Raw genomic sequence first — 20,868 nt, 5'->3', positions numbered from 1 at the left:
TTCCCCCCGCTGTCCTCAGAGGAGCCAGTACAGCAGGAACACGCTGAACAGGAGCGCCAGCCCGAGGACGATGAGCATGGTCAGGCCCTCCGTCTTCTGCCTGCGCAGCATGACGGGGTCCACGGCGGGAAGCTGGAGGGGCCGCGGGGGCGGAGCCTCGGCCGAGGCCCCCTGAGGCGTGGCCGCGGGCGCGGCGGTGTTGGACGCCGGAGGCGTGGAGGGCACGGGCGCGGGAGCGGTGGGCGCGGCGGGCACGGCCCCGGAGCCCCCGGAGAGCACGAGCCCCTGGCGCGCGAGCGCGAGCACGCGCTGGATGTGTTGGATGTAACGGTCGTCGCCCTGGTAGTGCTCGAGGGCGAGCGCGGCGCGCAGCAGCCGTGCGGGGACGGGCTGGGCGTCCGGGTGGACGACGCTCGTCTCGGCGCGGGCGGCGCCGTCCTGCTCCACCCGGCCGGTGCGCAGGCCCACGCCGCTGGACCACACGCAGTGCTCGTCGAGCAACGTGAGCTCCTGGCGCTGCACGCGGCCCTCGGGGTCCACGAAGGACAGCAGCTCCGCCCCCTGGGTGGACAGGTGCCAGACGGAGCGCTGGCCGTCATCACCGGGAGGCCCTTCCACCGGGCGCGCCTGGTACAGCGCCAGCACCGCGGCCTTCAATCTCTCGGCGGACGGATCACTCATGGACGGGGCGTCACACTAGGGTCGGAGGGGAGGAAACGGAAGGCACAAAGGGGTGGAACGGGTCTCGTCCAGAACAGGACGGGTCGGGCATGCCGCTGGCTCCCTGGCCGGTCTCCCCGGGAAGGGACGGGCCTCCGGGAGGGGTCATCCCCATGGTTGGGGTGGAGGAGCCCGCCCATGGCGATCATCTACCCCGACAAACCCATCGAGGCCCCCTTCGTGGTGCCCCCCCACCGCACCGAGGTGACGGACGAGCCGGAGCCGAGCTACCCCGGTTACGATCCACGTTTCCCGGACGTGAGCTGGATTGGCACGGCGCAGCAGGGCGGGGGCCACATGCCCGAGGACTACGAATGGCCCACCAACCCCAAGCAGCACCAGGACGACCTGATGGGCGAGTGGGAGCCCACTCCGCATTGAGCCCCATACCGAGCCGCGTGCCTCTCCGCCGTCCGGGCGCTACGGTGTGCACCCCATGAGCCGTTCCCGAACCAAGAAGATGGAGTTCGTGCGCCAGTTCGAGGGCGCACAGGTGCTCGACGGGCTGTTGGAGCTCGCGGGCACTTCGCATGACAGCCTCACGGTGCTGGCGCACATGCGTCAGGCCCACGCCGAGGGACGCCCCTCGCAGGAGGTGATTCCCAGCCTCTTCGGGCAGGAGCCGCGCTTCGAGTCCCCCGAGCTGGCGCGCCGCCTCTTCCAGAACCTGCTGGGGCTGTGGGACCTGGTGCAGGAAGGCAAGCAGGTGCGGCTGGAGGACGGCCCTCGCCCGCCCCGGCCGAAGAAGCAGAAGACGGAGCCGCCGAGGCCCTTCGCGCCGGGCGAGCCGGACACGGCATTCGTGGAGGGGGCCTGGCGTTATCTGGAAGACGACGAGAAGGCGCGCACCCGGCTGAACGATGCGTTCGAAAACAAGCAGGACGCGCTGCTGGGTGTGCTTGACGCGGCGGGGCTGTCGGACGAAGGATACGGTGTTGCCCGTCACCTGCTCTTCGAGCTGCACGCCATGCTGGAGCTTGGCTGGCCGCAGGGACTGGCGAGCGTGGCTCCCGCGGCATTGGAGACACCGGGCATGGAGACTTCGCCAGTGCCCACGGCCCTGACCGCATACGCGGACGAGGCGCTGTTCGAGGCGGAGCAGGACGAGGAGCACCCCCTGTCACCCGAGGAGCTGGCGACAGCACGCCCCCTGGTGAAGCGCGGCCTGGCGGCGCTGTGGAGTGCTCGGAAGGGAAAGTGAAGAATGGCACGTGACAAGGACGATCGGGATGGTGGGGGCTTCTCCGGCAAACGGACGAAGAGCTGGCGGGAGATCGACGCTTCGCGCGGCAAGGGGCGGGGGCACACCTCGCGGCAGGATGATCCGGCGCAGCAGCGCATCGAGCGCAGTGCGTCCTACCAGAAGTACAAGGCGGCGGCGGACGCGCTCTTCACGGGCGGCGAGCTGCCCGAGGGCCTGGCGAAGACCTTTGACCCGGAGGGCAAGCGCAAGGCGCAGAAGCAGGCGATGCAGAAGCTGATGGAGTCCGCCGAGGATCCGCGGGCGTGGGCGCAGGGGGTGCTGGACTACCTGGAGAAGTACCCCGAGCTGCCCGAGGACCCGTACTTCCTGGACAGCCTGCTGGGCCATCCGCGCGAGCGGATCGTCGACAAGGCACTGGGCAAGCTGGAGGGGCTGGAGGCCGAGGGCAAGCTGGTGAAGACGAAGGTGCCCAAGAGCCTGGATCAGCGCCTGAAAGGCATTGAGATCACCAGCCTGGATCCGGACATGCAGAGCCGGGCCAAGGCACTGCGCGAGAAGCTGCGCGTCTGAGTTTCACGTAGGCAGGCGCACCGAGAAGCGCGCCCCACCCTCCGGCGGGTTCTCCACCGAGATGCGCCCGCCGTGGGCCTCGACGATCTCCCGGGCCACGTACAGCCCCAGGCCCAGCCCACCGTAGTGCCGCATCGGCGCGGCCCGCTCGAACCGATGGAACAGCCGCGCCATGTCCTTCTCCGGGATGCCCGGCCCCCGGTCCCGCACCACCAGCACCGCCTCCGCGCCCTCCCGCGTCACCGAGAGCTCCACCGGACTCCCCGCCGCGTACTTGAACGCGTTGGACAGCAGGTTCGAGATGACCTGCTCGATGCGCAGGCGATCCCACGTTCCCTCCACAAGAGGCCCTTCGCGCACCAGGAGCTCACAGTCCGCCTGCGCCGCCGCCTCACGCAGCCGCTCCGCCACGTCCTTCACCGTGGTCAGCAACTCCATCCGCTCCGGCTTGAGCGTCAGCTGGCCCGTGCTCAGCCGGGACACGTCCAGCAGGGTCTCGATGAGGCCCGACAGCCGCTCGGTGCTTCGGACCGCGCGGTCGATCTTCGCGGCCACCCCCGGCTCGAGCGAGTCACCGCGCAACTGAAGACTGTGCAGTTGCAGCTGCAGCGCCGTGAGCGGCGTCCTCAGCTCGTGCGAGGCGATGGCGAGGAACTCGTCCCTCAACCGGATCGCCTCCTGCGCCTGCGCGAGCCGCAGCCGCTCGTCCTCCGCGCGCTTGCGCTCGGTCAGGTCCCTCGTCACCTTAGCGAAGCCCCGCAGCTGCCCGCTCTCGTCGCGCACGGCCGTGATGACCACGTCCGCCCAGAAGCGCTCCCCATTCTTGCGGACACGCCACCCCTCGTCCTCCACGTGCCCCACCGTCGCCGCCTCGTGCAGCAGCGCCCAGGGCCTGCCCTGCGCCACCGCCTCCTCCGGATAGAAGCGCGTGATGGGCTGGCCGATGATCTCCTCCGCCGTGTACCCCTTGATGCGCTGCGCCCCCAGGTTCCAGCTCTCCACGTGCCCGTCCGGCCCCACCATGAAGATGGCGTAGTCCTTCACGCTCGTGACCAGCACCCGGAAGCGCTCCTCGCTGTGCCTCAGCTGCTCCTCGGCCTTCCGGCGCTCGGTCAGGTCCCTCGTCACCTTCGCGAACCCGATGACCCGGCCCTTCGCGTCCCGCATCGCCGTGATGATCACGTTCGCCCAGAAGCGCTCCCCGCTCTTGCGGACGCGCCACCCCTCCTCCTCGAAGCGGCCCTCCGCCGTGGCGATCCGCAGCTCGCGCTCGCACTTGCCGCTGTTGATCTCCTCGGGCGGGTAGAAGAGGGAGAAGTGCTTCCCGAGCACCTCCTCCCGGGTGTAGCCCTTGATGCGCTCCGCGCCGCTGTTCCAGCTCCTCACCCGCCCCGACAGATCGAGCATGAAGATGGCGTAGTCGTGGAGGCTGTCGATGAGCCGCTGGGCTTGATCGTCCCGCGCGTCCACCAACTCCAGGACCACCTGCGAGTTCCGTTCGAGCATGTCGTCTCCCCGTTCAGCTCCTGGCACTCGGGCCAGGGCGGGAAGAAGTGCGCGGCAGGCCTCGGCCACTCCGGCGGGGGCAGGGCTCGAAGCGGTCGTCGCGCAGTGGGTGTCCGTGCATGGTGCGGTTCTCGAGAGGTGTACCGCGCCGGGGCTCGCGTAAACCTGTCTTGTTGATGCTCGTTTATGTCCCAAACAAAATACGCCCGCCTCCCCGCGTCTCTTCCTGAGCACTCGCGGCCAAGCGGGCAGCCAAGCAATCGCTGTGTCTCCTGTGTGGTAGACACGGTGGTGCCCCTTCTCGGACATTTCGGACTCGTGGCATAGGGCCGCTCCAACCCTCAAGGGCGGGAGCAGCCAAGCTTGAGCGATCCTCTCACCTGCCGGACAATTGCGCCCTTGCCTCCAACCCGTGCTCGTCAGTTGATCTTGATGAGCGCGCCAGTGATTTCGTGGATGCCGATCGCAGAGGAGGTGATCTGCGGACCGGACACAGTCACTCCGGGGGGCTCGAGCTTGACGGTGCTCTGCTGGACGCCCAACGACACTTCCTTGGTGCCCGAAATGGTGATGGTGCCACTCTTATCGAGCACGATGCTGGCATTGCCGCACACCAGCTCGAGCGTGGTATTGGCGACGAGCCGGACGACGCCGCCACTCTCCGCCAGTTCCAGCGCCCCCGAGGGGTTGTGTGTCCGGAGGCTCTTCTCCGCCAGGAGGTCGGCGTGGCCTTCGGACAGCGCCAGGGTAGTCCCACCCTGGGTGACCACGTAGTTGGGTCCGACAGCAATGGTGTAGCTGCCCGTCACCTGCGTGCTCTTGTCGGCGTTGACGGAGAGCTGATCGTTCTGCGTGATGCTCGTCACGCGCTCGTTCTGGAGGGTGATCGTCTCCTTGCCAGTGACGGTCTCCTTACGCTCCCCGGAGATGGTCACGGTCTCGTTCTTGTCGATGGTGGTGGTGCGCGAGCCGTGGATGGTGCGGGTCTCGTCCTGGTCCACCGTCTTGGTGCGATTCTGGTGAACAGTGACGGTCTCGTTCTTGTCGATGGTGCGGGTCCGGTTGCCGTGGACGGTGAGCGCTTGGTCCTTGTCGATGGTCTCGGTCTGGTTGCCCGTAACCGAGTTCGTCTGGTCCGCGCCCACCGAGGTGTTGTGCATGTTGAGCACCACCTCGTTGAAGTCCTTCTGGGCGTGCAAGAAGATCTCCTCCTCGTTGGCGAGATCCTCGAAGCGCAGCTCGTTGAAGCCAGGCTCCTTCGAGTCATCCTTGGGCCGGGGCGAGCTGCGCGTCTTGATGGTGCTGCGCGTCTGATATTTGGGCAGTTCGTAGGGCGTCAGGTTCTGCCCGTTGTAGACGCAGCCCACCACCAGCGGCCGGTCCGGGTCGCCCTCGATGAAGTCGACCAGGACCTCCATGCCGATGCGGGGCAGGAAGAAGGTGCCCCACATTCCGCCGGACCACCCCTGGACCACGCGCAGGAAGCAGGAGCTGCGGGCATCGCGCTTGCCAGCGCGATCCCAGTGGAACTGGACCTTGATGCGCCCGTGCGTGTCCGTGAAGATTTCCTGGCCGGCCGGGCCCACCACGGTGGCCGTCTGGACGCCGAAGATGCGCGGGCGGGACCTGCGGCGCTCCGGACGGAAGGCAATGCTGGCGGGCAGGCACTCGAAGCGGTTGTGGTAGCGCTCGGCGCGCGACTGCACCTCGGACTCCTCCAGGACATGGCTGGTGAGTTCCTCGGGTGCCCGGCCGAAGTGCTCGACCCGGGTGAGCAGATACCGCTGGTCCAGCTCCGACCTGCCGTGCCCCGACAAGGCAAAGGTCAGGCCCGGACACATGCCGATGACGTTGCCGTGTCCCTGCCCTTGGCGCTCACGCGCCGCATGTGCCTGGAGGCGCAGCTTGCTCTGACGCTTGCCATCCGCTTCCGTGTAGGCGCCAGCTCCCGCGTCATAGCCGCTCAGCGTCATGGGAGACTGGTGCTCGTAGCGCTCCAGGGCCACGAGATTGGAGCTCTCTCCGTTCTCCTCCTCGTGGAGCGGCTGCTTCTCGGCGTCCTCTGGAATGCGGCTCCAGTCGAAATCGCGAATCACCACCCGGTTGGGCTGGAGCTCCCGGGTGAAGCCGAAGGAGCGGATGGACTCCGTGCCCGCGGTGTCCGCCTCTGGCCCATGGATGCCCAGCGGCAGCCCGTCCATCGTCTTCAGCGCGGGGCAGCACTCGTTGGCGTCGATGAGCACCAGATCCTCCGCCTCGCCCGAGTGGTCGAAGTAGAAGGCGATGCCCTCCTCCTCCATGAGACGCAGGACGAAGTCCAGGTCGCTCTCGCGGTACTGCACGCAATACTCGCGCTTGGGGTACTGCTGGGTGAGCTCGAGCCGGACGTCACGCTTGAAGGGATTGAGGCTCTCCTTGAGCACCTCGGAGAGGATCTCCGGCACCGTCATCTCCTGGAAGATGTAGGAATCGACACGCTGGGAGAGGGCCCAGAGCGCCGGGACGACATGGACGCGCGCCAGGGCGTTGCCATCCTTGCGACCCAGGTGCTCCACACGGTGGGCGATGCCGTGGACCAGGCGCGTGCGGGAGTCGCGCGAGACGGAGAGGGTACACGAGAGCCCGAGCAGCGCGTCTGGATCGGCGAACAGGTGCTCGCTGGCCAGGTCCACCACGCACGAATAGGGCTCGGAGAGGCCCTCGTTGAGGCGGAAGGTGAGTACGCGCCAGGAGCGGGCCGGGTCCCCTGCGGACTCGAAGGCGAAGCGGACACTCTCCAGCCGGAGCGCATCCGACAGCAGACCCGCCGCCTGGCCCAACAGGCCCAGTTCCTCCACGCCCGTGACGGCGCTCATCGCCCCCGCCACCTTCTGGGCTGTTTGGAGGGCCTGCCCGGCGGAATGGCCCGTCACGGCACTCGCGGCTCCCGCTACGTTCTGGGCCGTCTGGACGGCCTGCCCGGCATCAGTCAGCAGCTTCTTCCAGTCCGACATGGGTCTCTTCCTCCCCGCCGTGGTCGGGCAACGATAAACGGAGGTATCGCATCCAAACCAGCAAAAGCATGCTTGACGCAATGGGGGCCTTCAAGGTCGATGGACAGTTCTCGCGCACTGGCCTGATCCGCTCCCCTCAAAACCAATTGGAGCTGCGCGCCGGCTGAGCGAGGTGGCCACCTTCGCGTACAACAGCAGTGGGCGAATGTCTCGGAAGCACGGTGCAGCGGAGCTGTCTATTCCTTCCGCTACAACGCGGACCGGAGAACTTTTCACTCGCGAGATCTCCTCCCGAGCGATGCAGCCGCGCCTGGGCGGCTCTTCTCCAACCATTCGCTTCATTGACCCACGGCAGACTCCAGCTTCCAGGCAAGGCCCACCCTGACATAGGGTGAAGAGACGCCGCGTGCTTATCGAGCGTGGAAGGCAACAAGACCAGGTCGGATTCCGACTGGCGTAGTTCATGCCGGAGAGAGACAGCAGCCACGGCCCTGAGTCCGGAATCGTATCGGACTCCAGGCGCCATACACATCTCCTTCAGAGAAAAACGGTGCGGGATGACACAGAGGATCTCAGTCGGACACCCGATCGACGTTGTCACGGGAGTCCTCTTCCATGAAATGACCGACCGCGTCCTTGTCGGCCGCGTGCGGGTCCCCTTCAGCCGGCGTTACAGCACGGCCATGCGCCCCGCGGCGGGCGGCATGTTTGGCCCGGGGTGGTCATCTCCCTATGAGATGCGGATCCGGCGCGACCTCGACGGTTACCGCATGCTGTTCCGCGACGGTGAATCCGAGTTCACCTTCGCTGACCCCCAGGAACAGCTCTCCAGGGGCCAGGCCGTGCGCAACCTGGGTGCCTACATGGAGTTGCGACGCCAGAATGGGCATCTGCAGGTTACCTCCTGGACGCCCGACGGCCGCAGCGTGGTGAGCTACCACTTTCGCGACGTCACGGATGGCCAGTGGTCCCCACTGGTGAGCGTGCAGGACGTCGCGGGTCAGGGCGTGGACGTGGTGCACGATGTGCGAGGGCGCATCGTGGCGCTCCAGGAGCGGCGCAGCCGGCGCTCCTTCTTCCTGGCCTACGACGCGATTGGCCAACTGGCCGCGCTCCATGCGGACGCGGCCCGTTCAAGGGCTCCGCTGGTTCGCTACCGCTACGACCATACCGGCAGGCTCTCGGAGGTCGTGGACGCAGCCGGCCATGTCAGCGCATACGCGTATGACTCCGCAGGCAGGATGGTGCGCGAGGTGACGCGCACCGGGGCGGTCTGGAACTTCGAGTTCGACTCTCAAGGCCGCTGCACCCGCGCACGTGGACAGGATGGGTTCGACGAGAAGTCGCTCGAGTATGTACCAGCCAGTCGCACCACCCGCGTCACCGACAGCCGCAACTCCACCTGGACATATCAGTACTCCGCGGCAGGTCAGGTGGAGCGGACGGTCTCGCCGCTCGGCCGCGTGTGGTTCGTCCAGTACGATGACTTGGGGCGCACGGCGATGGCCTGTGACCCGAACGGGACTGCACGCACCTTCGAGTACGACGAGCTCGGACACTACAAGGCGATGACGACGCCGCAGGGCACGTCGCACTACGACTTCAACGCGCACCACCAGCTCATCCGTTTCACCGACGCGCTGGGGAGTACGTGGCAGCGCGAATACAGCCCCGAGGCCAGGCTCACCGCCATCATCAACCCGCTGCGCCACCGCTGGACGTTCACGTGGGACGAGCGAGGGGACCTCACACGCCTGGACTACCCGGACGGCGGCCAGCGCCGCTTCATGCACGCGGCCAACGGAGACCTCCACTCCGAGTCGAGCTCCACCAGTGGAACGTGGACGTACACCTACGGCCCGCTGGGGGAGCTGCTCGAGTCCAGGAATCCGCTCGGGGGCATCACGCGGCGCGAGTATGACGCGCGTGGCCTGCTCGTCAGCATCGAGCGCCCCTATGGGGGGCGTACAAGGCTCGAGTACGACGCCGGTGGGCTCCTGCTGCGCTCCGTCCGCCCGGATGGTTCCACCCTGGTCTTCCGCCGCTCCGGGTGCAGCGGGCGGCTCACTCAGTTCAGCGAGGGGGCTTACGTCTCCCGCTACCAGTGGACCCAGGAGCCCTCTCTGCTCGCCGAGGTGGTGAGCGCGACGGGCGAGCGCCATCGGTTCGAGTACGACGAGGACAACCTCCTCGTCAGCGAGACCACTGCCGACGCCAGGGAGATCCACTACGCCTACGACGCAGGAGGAAACCTCGTCCAGAGAACCGAGGCCGACGAGACGGTGAGCTATAGCTATGGCCCCCTCGGGCTGCCAACGCGCGTCACCTATGCGGACGGCTCCAGGGTCGACATCACGTACGACGCCGCGGGGCGGCTGACACGCGTCGTGGATGGAGAGGTCGAGCTCACCTACGTGCGCGACGCTTGCGGCCATCCCGTAGTCGAACGCTCAAATGATTTCATCGTGGAGCGTGAGTTCGACGCCATGGGCCGGGTCGTCCGCCGGAAGACCGGCATTGGTCACGAAACGCAGTACGCGTACGACGGCGACGGCAAGCTCGTCTCCATGGTGGTGGGCGGGCAGGCGCTGAGGTTCGAGCGGGACGCGCTCGGCAGGGAAACGCGCCGACTGCTGCCCGGTGGTGCGCAGATTCTCAAGTCATACGACGCACTGCACCGCCTCGCGAGCACGGAGGTCCGCATTCCCGGCCAGACCACGTCCACCGTGGACCGCCAGTGCAGGTACGACGCGCAGGGGCGGCTCACCCTGGTCGCCGACCGGCGCTGGGAGGCGTCCGAGTACACGTACGATGCCGCGGGCTGGCTGACGTCTTGCACCGACGCGTTGGGGCGCGAGCGCTACGTGCGCAACGCCGCGGGGCACCTCGTGCGCGTGGAGTCGGATGACGCGGCCTGGCTGCAACGCACCGTGCAGCCCGCGGTGACCAGGGCGGATGTGAGGCGCCTGGGCCCGGGTGGGCGCCTGCTCGCCCAGGAGGGGTGTGCCTACGTTTACGACGCCTGGGGGCGTCTCACCCAGATGATGGACCAGCGCTCCCCCAAGACCGCTGGAGTGTGGCGCTACGCCTGGGACACCCGCGGCCGGCTGGAGTCGGTGACGCGGCCCGATGGAGCCGTCTGGCGCTACACGTACGACCCCTTCAACCGCCGCCTCTCGAAGGAGGGCCCGGAGGGGCGCACGGTGTTCCATTGGGATGGTGACGCGCTCGTCCACGCCCAGAAACATTCCGGGCTCACCACGTGGGACCACCTCCCGCAGCGGCAGGAGCTCGTCGCCCAGCGGGGAAAGGGGCCCACTCTCTTCGCGGTGACCGATCACCTGGGCGCGCCGCGAGAGCTCGTCACCGGGGAGGGAATGGTCGGGTGGGCCGTGCAGCTCGCGCCCTTCGGTGAGCCGCGGCAGGAGGTGGCAGTGCTCGACCGGTGCGCGCTCCGCTATCCGGGACAGTGGGCGGACGAGGAGAGCGGCCTCTCCTACAACCGCTACCGCTACTACGCGCCCTGGACGTCGCAGTACCTGTCGCCGGATCCGCTGCGGCTCTTCGATGACCCGAACGGGGCCTATGGCTACTCGACCAACCCGCTCAGGGCGATCGACCCGCTCGGACTCATCAATGTCGAATACGACCCCTACAACACCGAGCTCGACCGGCCCGGTTCCGTCTATGCGGAGATCTACCCTTCGGACATCGGCACGGGGACAGGCCCCTCCACTGTGCCGAGGGGTTATAACCCCAAGCATCCGGACCACCACGAGCGAGCCCACATGATCGGGCGCAACCTGGGCGGGGACGGAGGGGACATGCGCAACATCTGCATCCTGACCGCGGGCTCCAACCACCCGGTCATGTATGGCCACGAGGAGACGGTGGTGCGCCACATCAAGGCGACGCAGAATCCCGTGGTCGTCTTGGTGACGCCGCACTACGACGGGGAGTCCAACATTCCCACGCGCCTGTCGTACCTGGCGCAGGACGCTGTCACCGGGGCCGTCGTCGTCGAAGCGAACGTCGAGAACGGCATTCACAAGAAGCGCTACAACAAAGGGGCCTGCACCCATTAAGGGGGTGCTCGTTGGCCGGTATCCGCACCGCAGGTCGGGAACCAGGAGAAGACGAATGAGGAGCCCCACGCAGCTGCCCGAACTCGAAGTGCTCGGAGCCCAGCGCTTCACCGTCTCGGACGCGCTGCTCGACACCGCGAGCGAGGCGCTCGGCCTGAGGTTGCCCGCCTCGTACCGCGAGTTCGCGAAACGCTACGGCTTCGGGGCGGTCAGCGGCATGTTCGTGGTCCACGTCCCGGTGCCCGCAGGTGCCACCCCCGGCTGCGCGGGGCTCCTCGAGGTCTCGCGACAGCTGTCCGGTGAGCTGGCGGAGATGGATGCATCGCAACCCTTGAATGTCCACCCGGATGGAACACAGGAACTCGTCCGCCGGCTCGTTCCCTTCGGGGAGAGCGTCAACGGGGACGTGGTGGCGTGGGACCCGGCGGCACCCAGCGGCGGAGGGGAGTTGTGGCTCTATCTCGTCTCGATGCGAGCGGGTGGCGTGTACCGGGCCGCGCCCAACCTGGCCGTGTTCCTGGCGAAGACGCTCGAGCCGGGGCTGGGCGGTATGCTGGAGCGGATGCAAACCCATCTACCCGCTACCTTCTCACCCCATTCCTTCGAGACCGTGTAGGGGTCAGTCACGCCAGGTGAGGAAGAGCACCTCGCCGGAGTCCAACCCCACGGCGATGACGTCCCTGGGTGAGATGGCGAGGGTTCTGGGCTTGGCGGCAGGCTTCCAGAGCCCGTGCGCGGTGCCACGGACGAGGTCCCACCGGCGAACCGTCCCATCCTCGGACGCGGAGAGCGCCGCCTCCCCATCCGCGAAGAGGGCAAGCGCATGCACCGGTCCCGTGTGGCCCTCGAAGCTGAAGAGGCAGTCTCCGCTCTCCACGTCCCACACGGCCACCACCTGGTCCTTGCTGGCAGAGAGGATACGGCGGCCATCCGGGTGCGCCACCACGGAGGTCACGGTCGCGGTGTGGCCCTCGATGACACGCAGACATTCCCCCGTGTCCACGCGCCACACCCGAAGCGTCATGTCGCCACTCGCGGACACCAGGCGCTTGCCGTCGGGAAGGGCGGCGAGCGCCATCACCACGCCCGTGTGCCCCTCGAATGTACGCAGGCAGGTGCCCCGCTCCAGGCTCCAGTGCCTGACCCTCTTGTCCCGTCCACCCGTGAGGGCCTCACGTCCACCAGCCAGCAGAGTCACGGCCAGCGTCCCGCTCATGTGCCCCTCGAGGCGTGCGAGCACTCCGGGGGGCTCCAGCCCCCACAGCTCGAGAGGGCCGTCGTTCTTCCCGGCGAGGACGCTGCGCTCATCGGGAAGGAGCGCAATGGCCTGGGTGGAGCCAGGGGGGGGCCGGAACTTCTTGATGGGTGAGCCGGAGGCCATGGTCCACAGCCGCCAGCGCTCGTCCTCCCCGCTGAGCAGCCGCTCTCCGTCGGAGGAAAGCGCAAGCAGGCGGACAGGCCGCTTGTGGCGCGGAGGTGCCTCCTGCACCGGTGAGACCGTGCTCCACAGCCGGAGCGTGCGATCATGGCTGCCCGACAGCAGGTGCTGCCCATCGGGCAGGAATGCCACACAGGACACGGCGAGACGGTGCGCCTCGGGGAGACTCCCCTCTCCCGAGGCTCGGCTGGCGTAGGTGGCTTCGGCGGTGCCGGACGCCAGATCCCACAGCCGGACGGCATCGTCCAGCCCTCCCGAGGCCACTTTGCTGCCGTCTGGCGAGATGGCTACCGCGAGGGCGGGGTACGCATGAAGCCCCAGCACACGCCATGTCCCGGTCTGGAGATCAAGGATGCGCAGCGCGCCGTCAGAACACGAGGCCAGCGCCTGATGCCCATGGGGGTGGAGCACGGCCGAGATGACCTCGGAGCCCGGACCATCGAAAGTGGCCAGGAGCTCGCCCTGCTCGAGTGAGAGCACCTGGACCGTGTCGTCGTAGCCCCAGGTGATGAGGTGTTGTCCGTTGGGGGAAATCGCCGCCGCGCTGACTGGGGCCTGTTGGCGACGGAAGGTCTGGAGCGTGGCGCCTGTCTCGAGCGAGCCCAGCTCCACCCGCTCGTCGTATCCCCAGAGCAGGAAGCGCTCCCCGTCCGGATGGAGTCGCACGCCTCTCAACTCAGGCCAGCTGGACTCAAGCACCCAGAGGCATGCACCCGTCTCAAGACTCCACAGTCTGAGGTCCCCATCGCGCCCGGCGGACACCATGCGCGTCCCGTCCGTGAGCAGCGCGGCGTCTTTCACGCCGCGTGTGTGCTCAGAGAATACGCGCAGACACTGCCCCGTCCCGAGTTCCCAGAGACGCAGTGACCCATCCAGGCTCGCGGAGACGGCATGGCGGCCATCCGGGTGCACGGCGAGTGCTTCCACGCGCTCGGTGTGCCCCTCGAAGCTCCGCAGCAGGACGCGGTTGGATGTTCCCGGTTGCTCCCGGAACTGATGCAGGAACTTGGGGCTGGAAGAAAACATGACGTCGGGAAGCTAGCACCAAGCGCCAAAGAAGAGGGGACGGGTCTCTTGCTGAGCTTCACGTAACCGGAGCAAGCCCATTGCCTGCACCGCGTCCATCACCCAACAAGCCCTGGGCACGAAAGCCAGCAGTGGCGCGAGGCCCGGCGCCGTGCCCAGCTCGTGATTCGTCGCGGAGAGCGCCACCACCTCCGCTCCCTCAAGGAGCGCCACCGCCCGTGACACCTCTAGCTCTCCCGCCGGCAACGGCAGCCACCGCACCTCGCAGCCCTGCCGGGCTACCTCCTCGACAGGTCCCCGGAGGGCCGAGTGCTCCAGGCGGCTGGAGAAGCTTGGGCCCCGCGTGTGCGACAACGCGAAGCGGAGTGCGTGACCCAACGCCACCGTGCCACTCGGCGCCCAGCGGAGAGCCGCGTGCGAGCAGCACAGGTAGTCCTCACAGGTGTTGCGGAAACGTGGTCCAGGTAGATCATCCGCTTTTGACGTCCTTCCCCGCCAACACTACATTCCGCAATTGCTCCCATCATGCAACGCAAACTCCAAGAGTTGCAGGAAACCCTGCGCAACTTCGTTGACCAGCGCGACTTCCTCATCCTCGTGGTGAGCGCCCACGATGACGAGATGGCCTGGGTGCTGAAGACGCTCCAGGGACTCGACGAGGAGATGGACGCGGACCTCTTCCTGGTGTGCAACCAGGAAGCAGGTCCGGTGGCACAGTACGCGACGGCGGTGAATGCGGGCGTCGCGGCCCAGATCGAAGTAGCCAATACCGCACGCAAGGCGAAGGGAGAGCCTCGCTGGGCGCCTCTGCCAGCACAAGGCCAGGACACGCGGCTTCCCCCCGCCGAGCGGCTCCGGTCCGCGATGATCCACATCCGTTCGCTGATGCCAGCCGAGGAGGACCACCGGCTCGTCTGGTGCCTGCTGCCGCCGAAACTGAAGGATCGCGCCGGCTTCGCGCAGCTCGTCAGCCAGCTGCTGCCCCTCAAGGGCTACGAGCCGTGGATGCGCTCGCTGCGCATCATCGTCCGGGATGACCGGGCGGAGCCCTTCCTGGGGCCCACATTGAACAAGCTGAAGGCACCGGGAGTGCTCCTCTACGAGGTGGACTTCAGCACCGGAGCGCTCACGGATGGACTTGCCCAGGATGCCGTGGACGAGAGCAGGCCCGTCGCGCAACGGATGCAGGCGCTCGTCCAGCTCGCGGCGCTGGACTACGCCCACCGGCGCTACCCGCAGGCCCTGGAGAAGTACGGCCTGCTGCACGACTACTACGCGGAGCATGGCGCCAAGGAGATGCAGGCGCTCTGCCTGCAGGGGGCGGGGGATGTGCTGCGGCAGCTTGGCAAACCCGAGAAGGCCCTGGAGCGCTACCAGCAGGGGCTCGCGCTGGCCATCCAGACGAAGGCGCTGCCCGTGCTCCTCAATCTCGCCATGGCTGCGGGTGACGTCTGCCTGGAGTTGAAGCAGTACCCGGACGCCGAGGGCTACTTCGACATCACGGACCAAGTGGCCGCCAAGGCGCTCAACGCCCACGCCAAGGCGGACGCGCTGGAGAAGCTGGGACGCGCCCGGGAGGGCCGGACGAACACGGGAGGAGCACTGCGGGCCTGGAGGGACACGGCGACGCTGTGTCGAAGCGTCGGGTATCCGGAGCGGCTGCGTTCTGTGCTGGAGCACATGGCCCGGCTCTACGAGAATGCAGGCATGCGGCAGGAGCGGCAGCAGTGTCTGACGGAGCTGCGAACCCTGTCCTCACGCGAGGAGGCACGATGACTCCAGGCTCGACGACGGCCCACCAGGCGGTGCGACAGGCCCAGCACCCCCCCAGTGCGCCCAAGCCGCTGCTGCAGCCCACGGGCGAGAACGTCGTGCTCGACTCGTTCGCGGCGGTGGTCAATCGCACGGCCGCGCCCTTCCAGAACGCGCCCCCCGCTCATCAGGGCGCAGTGGGGCAGATCTCCCAGGCGCTGTCCGGCGTGCTCGGAGTCATTGGCGCCCCAGTGGAGTTGCTCAACACGGGCTTCGCGCTGGCCACTAACACCGTGTCGGCCATGCTGCCCGCGTTGCCCGCGGCCACGCTCACGGCCCTGCATGTGGGGATGCCGCACCCCCACGCCCATCCCCCCAGCCTCATCCCTCCGGCCCCGCCCATTCCACTGCCAAGCATTGGTACCGTGCTGCTCAGCGGATGTGTCTCCGTGCTCATCAACGGCCTGCCAGCCGCGCGCGCTGGAGACGTAGGCATCTCCGTCACCTGCGGCACCTTCACTCCACCGCTGGAGATCTACACCGGCTCGAGCAAGGTGTTCATCGGCGGGTCGCGGGCCGCCCGCATGGGAGACATCACCAAGCATTGCACGCCCTCGGCGGGCCCGATGTCCAAGCTGGCGAAAGTGATGGTGGGAGCGGGAATGGCCGCGGGAGCGTTGAGTGTGGCCACCAACCTCATGGATGCAGCGGCCTCGAGTGCCGCGCCCTCGGATTCCGCTGACGCCGCGGCCGCGAACGCCGCCGCGGCGTCCGGGCAGGCGTTGGCGGCGGGAATGGCCGCGGCCCAGCTCGCCGCCGATGCCGCCGCCATGGCCATGTCCATGCTGGTTGGAAAGGACCCGGGGCTCATCCCAGGCATCGGAGCCCTCGTGACGGGACAGCCGAACGTGCTCATCGGCGGCTTTCCCATGCCGCCCATGAGCGACGTCGCGAACGGGCTGATGAAGCTGGTGAAGGGCCTCCGCGGGGGCAAGCGCGGCGGACGCAAACAGGGGCGGCAGTCCTGCTCGAACTGTGCGTGAGCACAGGCGCGAGCACGACCTCCGCCCCTGCCTCGAGCTCAGCGGTTGATGACGAAGCCGCAGGCCGAGTCGAGCACCACCTTCGCGCCCGCCAGGGCCGTCAGCAACCGCTCGTAGTGCGTGCGCTCCGCCGACAGCTGGGCCTCCACCGCCTCGGCCTCCAGCCCCTGGTGCGTCAGCGACAGCTTCATCCGCTCCAGCGCCCCGTCCCGCTCGGCTTCGATCGCCTTGCGCGCCCGCGTCTGAAGCTTCGCCATCTCCGCCTCGGCCGCCTTCTGCGCCACCGGGATGCCCTGCTCCACGAACGCTCCGAAGCCCGGGAAGATGCGCAGCCACTCGTCGCCCTTCAGCCCCTTGCCCTCGGCCTCCAGCGCCGCCAGCACCGTCGTGTCCGCCTTCGGGCCCGTGGGGCCCTCCACTACCGCCACGTGCACCAGCGTGCGCTCCAGGAAGCGGGCAATCTGCCGGCTCGGCACCCGCGCTCCCGGTGACGTGTCCTCCGGCTCCGGCATCTGCACGTGGTAGAGCAGCTCCACCCCCTTCGCCTTCAGCGGCCCCCGCTTCTCGATGAAGCGCGCCCCGCTGCGCCCGTACGGCCCGTCCCTCAGGAAGCCGAACAGCGCCTCCACGATCGAGTGGCCCGTCGCGAAGTACTCCAGTTCCTCCGCCTCCACCGCCGTGTCCCGCCAGAAGGTGCCCAGCACCGTCCGGTCCTCGTTGATGTCGATTCCCGGCAGGCCCTCCACCTTCAGCGCATGGCCGAACTGGAACGCGCACTGGAACGCATCCACCTGCTCGTCCGTGTCCACGCCAATGCCCACCCGCCGCGCCAGCTCCGTCACCGTCTCCTCGAGCTTCTCATCGAGGTCTCTCGCCACGCTCCACAGGCCCTCCTCGAGGCTCTGCTCCTCCTCCTCGTCGGCCTCCACCCCGATGCGCTCCTGCGCCCGCGTCACCAGCCGCGCCACCGCGTCCTTGTCGAACGAGCGGATGTCCAGCAGCGGGTCATACGCGCGCTTCACCTGCGCCCGCGCCTTCTCCACCCGCTCCTTCAGCTCCGAGGCGTACGCCACCCGCGACTCGCGCGGCAGCAGCGCCATCTCCGTCAGCCGCTCCTCCACCTCCTCCAGCACCGCGTCCAGGCCTCCCACCGTCTCGCCGAACACGCCCACCGCGTCCGCCAGCAGCATCAGCACGTCCGACGCCAGCGTCCCCGCCGGATCGAACACGTGGATCTCCACCGGGTGGTTCTGCCCGATACGGTCCAGGCGCCCAATGCGCTGCTCCACCGTGGACGGGCTCCACGGCAAATCGTAGTGCACCAGGTGGTGCGCGAACTGGAAGTTGCGGCCCTCGCCGCCCACCTCCGTGCACAAGAGCACCTTGGGGCCCTCGGGGTCGCGGAAGCGCGCCACCTGCCGGTCCCGCTCCACCATGGGAAGGTCTCCATGGTAGGCCAGCGCCTCCACGCCCTCGCGCCCCAGCTCCGTGCGCAACGCCTCCAGCGTGTCCCGGCTCTCCGTGAACACCAGTACCTTCGCGTTCGGCTCCGCGCCCCAGATGCGGCCGCGCAGCACCTCCAGGAAGGCGCCGAACTTCGCGTCGCGCGTGGGCAGCTTCAGGCTCCCCGCCACGCCCGCCAGCGCCTTGTTCGTGCGCAGGGCCTCGCCGAACGCAGCGGGGCTCGACTCCAGCCGGCGCAGCAGGTTGCCCAGCGGCGCCCCCCGCAGGTTGCTCTCCGCCAGCGCCGCCAGCGCCGCGTCCCGCGTCTTCAGCTCCTCGGCCGACAGCTTCACCGGGTGCCGGTGCAGGCGCCGCGTGGAGAAGCCGCCCACCACCGCGCGCCGGTTGCGCACCAGCCGGTCCGACAGGCTGTACGTCTCCGCCAGGTGCTGCAGGAGCGCGTCCCGCTCCTTCAGCGACTTCAGCTTCGCGTCGTCCGGGAAGCGCGCCGCCAGGGCCTTCACCGCCCCCGCCGCGTCCTTGCCCTCCAGCAGCCCGCGCACCGCCGCGCTCAGCTCCTCCTGCCGCGCCAGCCGCTGCTCGAAGCCCTCCACCGTGGGCGCCGTGCTCGCGTCGATGAGCGTCAGCAGCCCGTGGTACTCGGCCGGGTCCAACTGCATGGGCGTGGCCGTCAGCAGCAGCAGGCCCCAGCTGTTGCCCGCCAGCGCCTCGGCCGCCTCGAAGGCCTTCTCGCCCTTCAAGTGGTGCGCCTCGTCGATGATGACCAGGTCCCAGAAGGCGTCCTCGCCCGCCACCGACCGACGGTGCTCCTCGCCGCGCGCCAGCATCTCCAGGCTCGTCACCACCAGCGGGAAGCGCGCCCACGGCGACACCCCCGGCATCTCCTTCAGCGACTGCGCGTAGCGCTCCGAGTCCATCAGCGTGAAGAGCTGGTTGAACTTGTGGAAGAGCTCCACCAGCCACTGCACCGTCAGGTGGCTCGGCGCCACCACCAGCACGCGACGCGCCAGGCCCGACAGCCGCAGCGCGCTGAACACCATGCCCGCTTCAATCGTCTTGCCGAGGCCCACCTCGTCGGCGAGCACGAAGCGCGGCCGGCGTGCGCTCAGCACGCGCTGCACCACGCCCACCTGGTGCGGCTTCACCATCACCCGGCTGGCCAGCAGCGCGCCCAGCGCGTCACACCGCCGCTCGTCATCCATCACCAGCGCCTGCTTGCGCAGCGTGAAGGCGCGCGAGTCCCCCACCCGCCCCTCGCGCAGCGTGGACAGCAGATCCGAGCGCGGCGCGAGCGCGTGCACCTCGGACTCGGGCAGCTCGTCCTCCTCGCCCGTGTCCGTGTAGCGCAGGACGTACCGGCGCAGGCCCCGTCCGCCCTCCTCCTCGCCCAGCACCGTGGCGCGCCGGCCCTTGGCCGTCTGCACGGGCTCGCCCTTCGTCAGCGGGTGGTGCACCAGCGCCCCGCCCTTGGTGGACACCAGCACCGGCTCCCCCGTCCGGGCGGGAAAGAGGACGAGCGCCTTGGCGCCCTCATCCTGAAGCTCCAGGAGATGCCCCACGCCCCACTCGGGCTGGGGGAGATAGCGGACCTTGTTGCCAGGAACGAAGGACATGGTCGGAAACGGACCCTCAACGTGGAAAGGGGGTTCGCTCATAACCCCGGCCCGCCCCCTCGGCCATCCCGCGAACCCCTCGAATTCAGGACCGGCCTCGTACCCCGGGGCGATGCCGCTGTCATCCATTCGACAGCACCCTGCCCATCCGGGCGATTCCTCCACCCCCCCACTCCAGGCAAGGTGCCGCGGACCTGCGCGCCTGGAGTCCAGGGCCGCTGGGGGGGAGAGCCACATGCCGCCGCATCATCCAACGGCCGCGCTGCGCGCGGGCGTGAACCTGTTCGCCTTCGCCCTGCTCCTGGTGGGCTACCTGCTCCTGGCCCCGGGGCCCCTGCCCCTCCGAGGCGGGGAGGCGGGCGGCCTGCGCGTGCTGGTGATGGCCACGGGCTTCGTGGGGCTGGCCGTGGGGTGTGCCCTCGGCTGGACGCTGCGCCAGACGTTCCACCCCGAGGAACCGGACGCCTCCGGGCCGGAGTCCGCGTTGGACGCGCTGGCCCGGGAGAACGCGCGCCTGCGCGCCGAGGTGCAGGCGGCGCTCGAGCTGGTGGGCGTGGCCGCGCATGACCTGGGCAATCCCCTGCTCGCGCTCCAGCTGCGCCTGCAGCGGCTGCGCACCCAGACGCGCGAGAATCCCCGCGCCCAGGAGGGGCTCGCCCTCGTCGAGCGCGAGGCGCGCCGCATGGGCCTGATGGTGCATGATCTGCTGGACCTCTCGCGCCTGTCCGCCGGCCGGCTCACCCTGGAGCTCGAGGAGCTGGACCTGGCCGCCCTCGCCCGGGAGGTGGCCGAGCGTTTCTCCGACCAGGCCACCGCCGCGGGCAGCACCCTGGTGGTGCACGCGCCCGGCCCCGTGCGAGGCCGGTGGGACCGCCAACGCCTGGACCGCGTGGCCACCAACCTGCTCAGCAACGCCCTCAAGTTCGGCCAGGGCCAACCCGTCGAGGTGCACGTGCGCGCCGACGGAGACCGCGTCCGGCTCGCCGTGAAGGACCATGGCGTGGGCCTGCCCGCGGACGCCCAGGGCCGCCTCTTCGGCCGCTTCGAGCGCCTGGGCGCCACCGGACGGCCCGGCACCGGACTCGGCCTCTACATCGTCCACCAGCTCGTCGAGGCCCACGGCGGCACCATCCACGTCTCCAGCCTCCCGGGCAGCGGCGCCACCTTCACCGTCGAGCTGCCCTCCTCCCACTCCCCGTCCTGATGGCCATGGGTGACGCGACGCATCCTCTCACCCAACCACACACGTCACCCACAACACCTCACAGAAACCCCCAAAAACGGACTTCGTGGGAAACTGAATAATTCCCATAGAAGTTGAAATTCCAGGCCGAATCACTTTATTCTGTCGAGGCTCAAATCGAGTTGTTCCCTGGCCAACGGGGAGCAGCCGAGACAGCACCGGCCGCCCACCTCACAGGTAGGGAGCGGAGGCCGGTGTCGAGAACCCGGGC

The 20,868-nt window shown here is 68.5% G+C and carries 13 protein-coding genes and 1 pseudogene; 8 read left to right on the top strand and 6 right to left on the bottom strand.

What is annotated here, in order from left to right; translation table 11 throughout:
* Positions 1-15 precede the first annotated feature (15 nt).
* Positions 16-681 carry a hypothetical protein gene (locus tag AC16DP_RS49750; protein ID WP_329729646.1) on the bottom strand — a complete coding sequence of 222 codons (666 nt, stop codon included), beginning with the start codon at positions 679-681 and terminating at the stop codon, positions 16-18.
* 177 nt (positions 682-858) lie between these two features.
* On the opposite strand from AC16DP_RS49750, the gene AC16DP_RS49745 reads away from it, so the two are divergent.
* The 3 genes from AC16DP_RS49745 to AC16DP_RS49735 are packed head-to-tail and all read left to right on the top strand — an operon-like array spanning position 859 to position 2,494.
* Complete coding sequence (locus tag AC16DP_RS49745; protein ID WP_329729647.1) at positions 859-1,101, top strand: hypothetical protein; 243 nt, start codon at positions 859-861, stop codon at positions 1,099-1,101.
* Positions 1,102-1,156: 55 nt separating this feature from the next.
* Positions 1,157-1,921, top strand: a complete 765-nt coding sequence (locus AC16DP_RS49740) for a hypothetical protein (RefSeq protein ID WP_329729648.1) — start codon at positions 1,157-1,159, stop codon at positions 1,919-1,921.
* A gap of 3 nt (positions 1,922-1,924) precedes the next feature.
* Positions 1,925-2,494 (top strand): hypothetical protein, encoded by a 570-nt coding sequence (locus AC16DP_RS49735; protein ID WP_329729649.1) that lies wholly within the window; start codon positions 1,925-1,927, stop codon positions 2,492-2,494.
* Between the two features lie 3 nt (positions 2,495-2,497).
* Here AC16DP_RS49735 and AC16DP_RS49730 read toward each other — a convergent pair whose 3' ends face one another.
* Both AC16DP_RS49730 and AC16DP_RS49725 read right to left on the bottom strand, forming a co-directional pair.
* Positions 2,498-4,000: a sensor histidine kinase gene (locus AC16DP_RS49730; protein WP_329729650.1), complete on the bottom strand. Its 1,503-nt coding sequence runs from the start codon at positions 3,998-4,000 to the stop codon at positions 2,498-2,500.
* Positions 4,001-4,419: 419 nt separating this feature from the next.
* The gene (locus AC16DP_RS49725) at positions 4,420-6,993 is read right to left on the bottom strand and encodes a type VI secretion system Vgr family protein (RefSeq protein WP_329729651.1); all 2,574 of its coding nucleotides are present in this window, start codon (positions 6,991-6,993) and stop codon (positions 4,420-4,422) included.
* A 557-nt stretch (positions 6,994-7,550) separates the two neighbouring features.
* Between AC16DP_RS49725 and AC16DP_RS49720 the strand changes: the two genes are divergently transcribed.
* Together AC16DP_RS49720 and AC16DP_RS49715 are read left to right on the top strand one after the other, a co-directional pair.
* Positions 7,551-11,078 carry an RHS repeat-associated core domain-containing protein gene (locus AC16DP_RS49720; protein WP_329729652.1) on the top strand — a complete coding sequence of 1,176 codons (3,528 nt, stop codon included), beginning with the start codon at positions 7,551-7,553 and terminating at the stop codon, positions 11,076-11,078.
* A gap of 55 nt (positions 11,079-11,133) precedes the next feature.
* Positions 11,134-11,694 (top strand): SMI1/KNR4 family protein, encoded by a 561-nt coding sequence (locus tag AC16DP_RS49715; protein ID WP_329729653.1) that lies wholly within the window; start codon positions 11,134-11,136, stop codon positions 11,692-11,694.
* Positions 11,695-11,697: 3 nt separating this feature from the next.
* On the opposite strand, the gene AC16DP_RS49710 is transcribed toward AC16DP_RS49715, so the two are convergent.
* Entirely contained in the window at positions 11,698-13,182 is a 1,485-nt protein-coding gene (locus AC16DP_RS49710; RefSeq protein ID WP_329729654.1) for a WD40 repeat domain-containing protein, read from the bottom strand.
* Positions 13,183-13,251: 69 nt separating this feature from the next.
* Positions 13,252-13,542, bottom strand: a pseudogene (locus tag AC16DP_RS49705) (WD40 repeat domain-containing protein); the annotation flags it as partial.
* Between the two features lie 525 nt (positions 13,543-14,067).
* Here AC16DP_RS49705 and AC16DP_RS49700 point away from each other — a divergent pair.
* Complete coding sequence (locus AC16DP_RS49700) at positions 14,068-15,318, top strand: tetratricopeptide repeat protein (RefSeq protein WP_329729655.1); 1,251 nt, start codon at positions 14,068-14,070, stop codon at positions 15,316-15,318.
* Positions 15,315-16,337 (top strand): PAAR domain-containing protein, encoded by a 1,023-nt coding sequence (locus tag AC16DP_RS49695; protein WP_329729656.1) that lies wholly within the window; start codon positions 15,315-15,317, stop codon positions 16,335-16,337. The genes AC16DP_RS49700 and AC16DP_RS49695 overlap by 4 nt, the downstream gene beginning before the upstream one ends.
* A gap of 38 nt (positions 16,338-16,375) precedes the next feature.
* Here AC16DP_RS49695 and AC16DP_RS49690 read toward each other — a convergent pair whose 3' ends face one another.
* Positions 16,376-19,414: a helicase-related protein gene (locus tag AC16DP_RS49690; protein WP_329729657.1), complete on the bottom strand. Its 3,039-nt coding sequence runs from the start codon at positions 19,412-19,414 to the stop codon at positions 16,376-16,378.
* A 235-nt stretch (positions 19,415-19,649) separates the two neighbouring features.
* Here AC16DP_RS49690 and AC16DP_RS49685 point away from each other — a divergent pair, with 235 nt between their 5' ends.
* Entirely contained in the window at positions 19,650-20,618 is a 969-nt protein-coding gene (locus AC16DP_RS49685; protein WP_329729658.1) for a sensor histidine kinase, read from the top strand.
* Positions 20,619-20,868 lie beyond the last annotated feature (250 nt).

The sequence above is a fragment of the Archangium sp. genome, assembly GCF_057119385.1.
Note: the sequence above shows the minus strand (reverse complement) of the source record. Positions and strands in the feature narration are given on the sequence as shown.

What these genes read in the sequence shown, in the direction of transcription:
- AC16DP_RS49750 (WP_329729646.1), bottom strand. Translation starts at nt 681, where the DNA reads ATGAGTGATCCGTCCGCCGAGAGATTGAAGGCCGCGGTGCTGGCGCTG.
- AC16DP_RS49745 (WP_329729647.1), top strand. Translation starts at nt 859, where the DNA reads ATGGCGATCATCTACCCCGACAAACCCATCGAGGCCCCCTTCGTGGTG.
- AC16DP_RS49740 (WP_329729648.1), top strand. Translation starts at nt 1,157, where the DNA reads ATGAGCCGTTCCCGAACCAAGAAGATGGAGTTCGTGCGCCAGTTCGAG.
- AC16DP_RS49735 (WP_329729649.1), top strand. Translation starts at nt 1,925, where the DNA reads ATGGCACGTGACAAGGACGATCGGGATGGTGGGGGCTTCTCCGGCAAA.
- AC16DP_RS49730 (WP_329729650.1), bottom strand. Translation starts at nt 4,000, where the DNA reads ATGCTCGAACGGAACTCGCAGGTGGTCCTGGAGTTGGTGGACGCGCGG.
- AC16DP_RS49725 (WP_329729651.1), bottom strand. Translation starts at nt 6,993, where the DNA reads ATGTCGGACTGGAAGAAGCTGCTGACTGATGCCGGGCAGGCCGTCCAG.
- AC16DP_RS49720 (WP_329729652.1), top strand. Translation starts at nt 7,551, where the DNA reads ATGACACAGAGGATCTCAGTCGGACACCCGATCGACGTTGTCACGGGA.
- AC16DP_RS49715 (WP_329729653.1), top strand. Translation starts at nt 11,134, where the DNA reads ATGAGGAGCCCCACGCAGCTGCCCGAACTCGAAGTGCTCGGAGCCCAG.
- AC16DP_RS49700 (WP_329729655.1), top strand. Translation starts at nt 14,068, where the DNA reads ATGCAACGCAAACTCCAAGAGTTGCAGGAAACCCTGCGCAACTTCGTT.
- AC16DP_RS49695 (WP_329729656.1), top strand. Translation starts at nt 15,315, where the DNA reads ATGACTCCAGGCTCGACGACGGCCCACCAGGCGGTGCGACAGGCCCAG.
- AC16DP_RS49690 (WP_329729657.1), bottom strand. Translation starts at nt 19,414, where the DNA reads ATGTCCTTCGTTCCTGGCAACAAGGTCCGCTATCTCCCCCAGCCCGAG.
- AC16DP_RS49685 (WP_329729658.1), top strand. Translation starts at nt 19,650, where the DNA reads ATGCCGCCGCATCATCCAACGGCCGCGCTGCGCGCGGGCGTGAACCTG.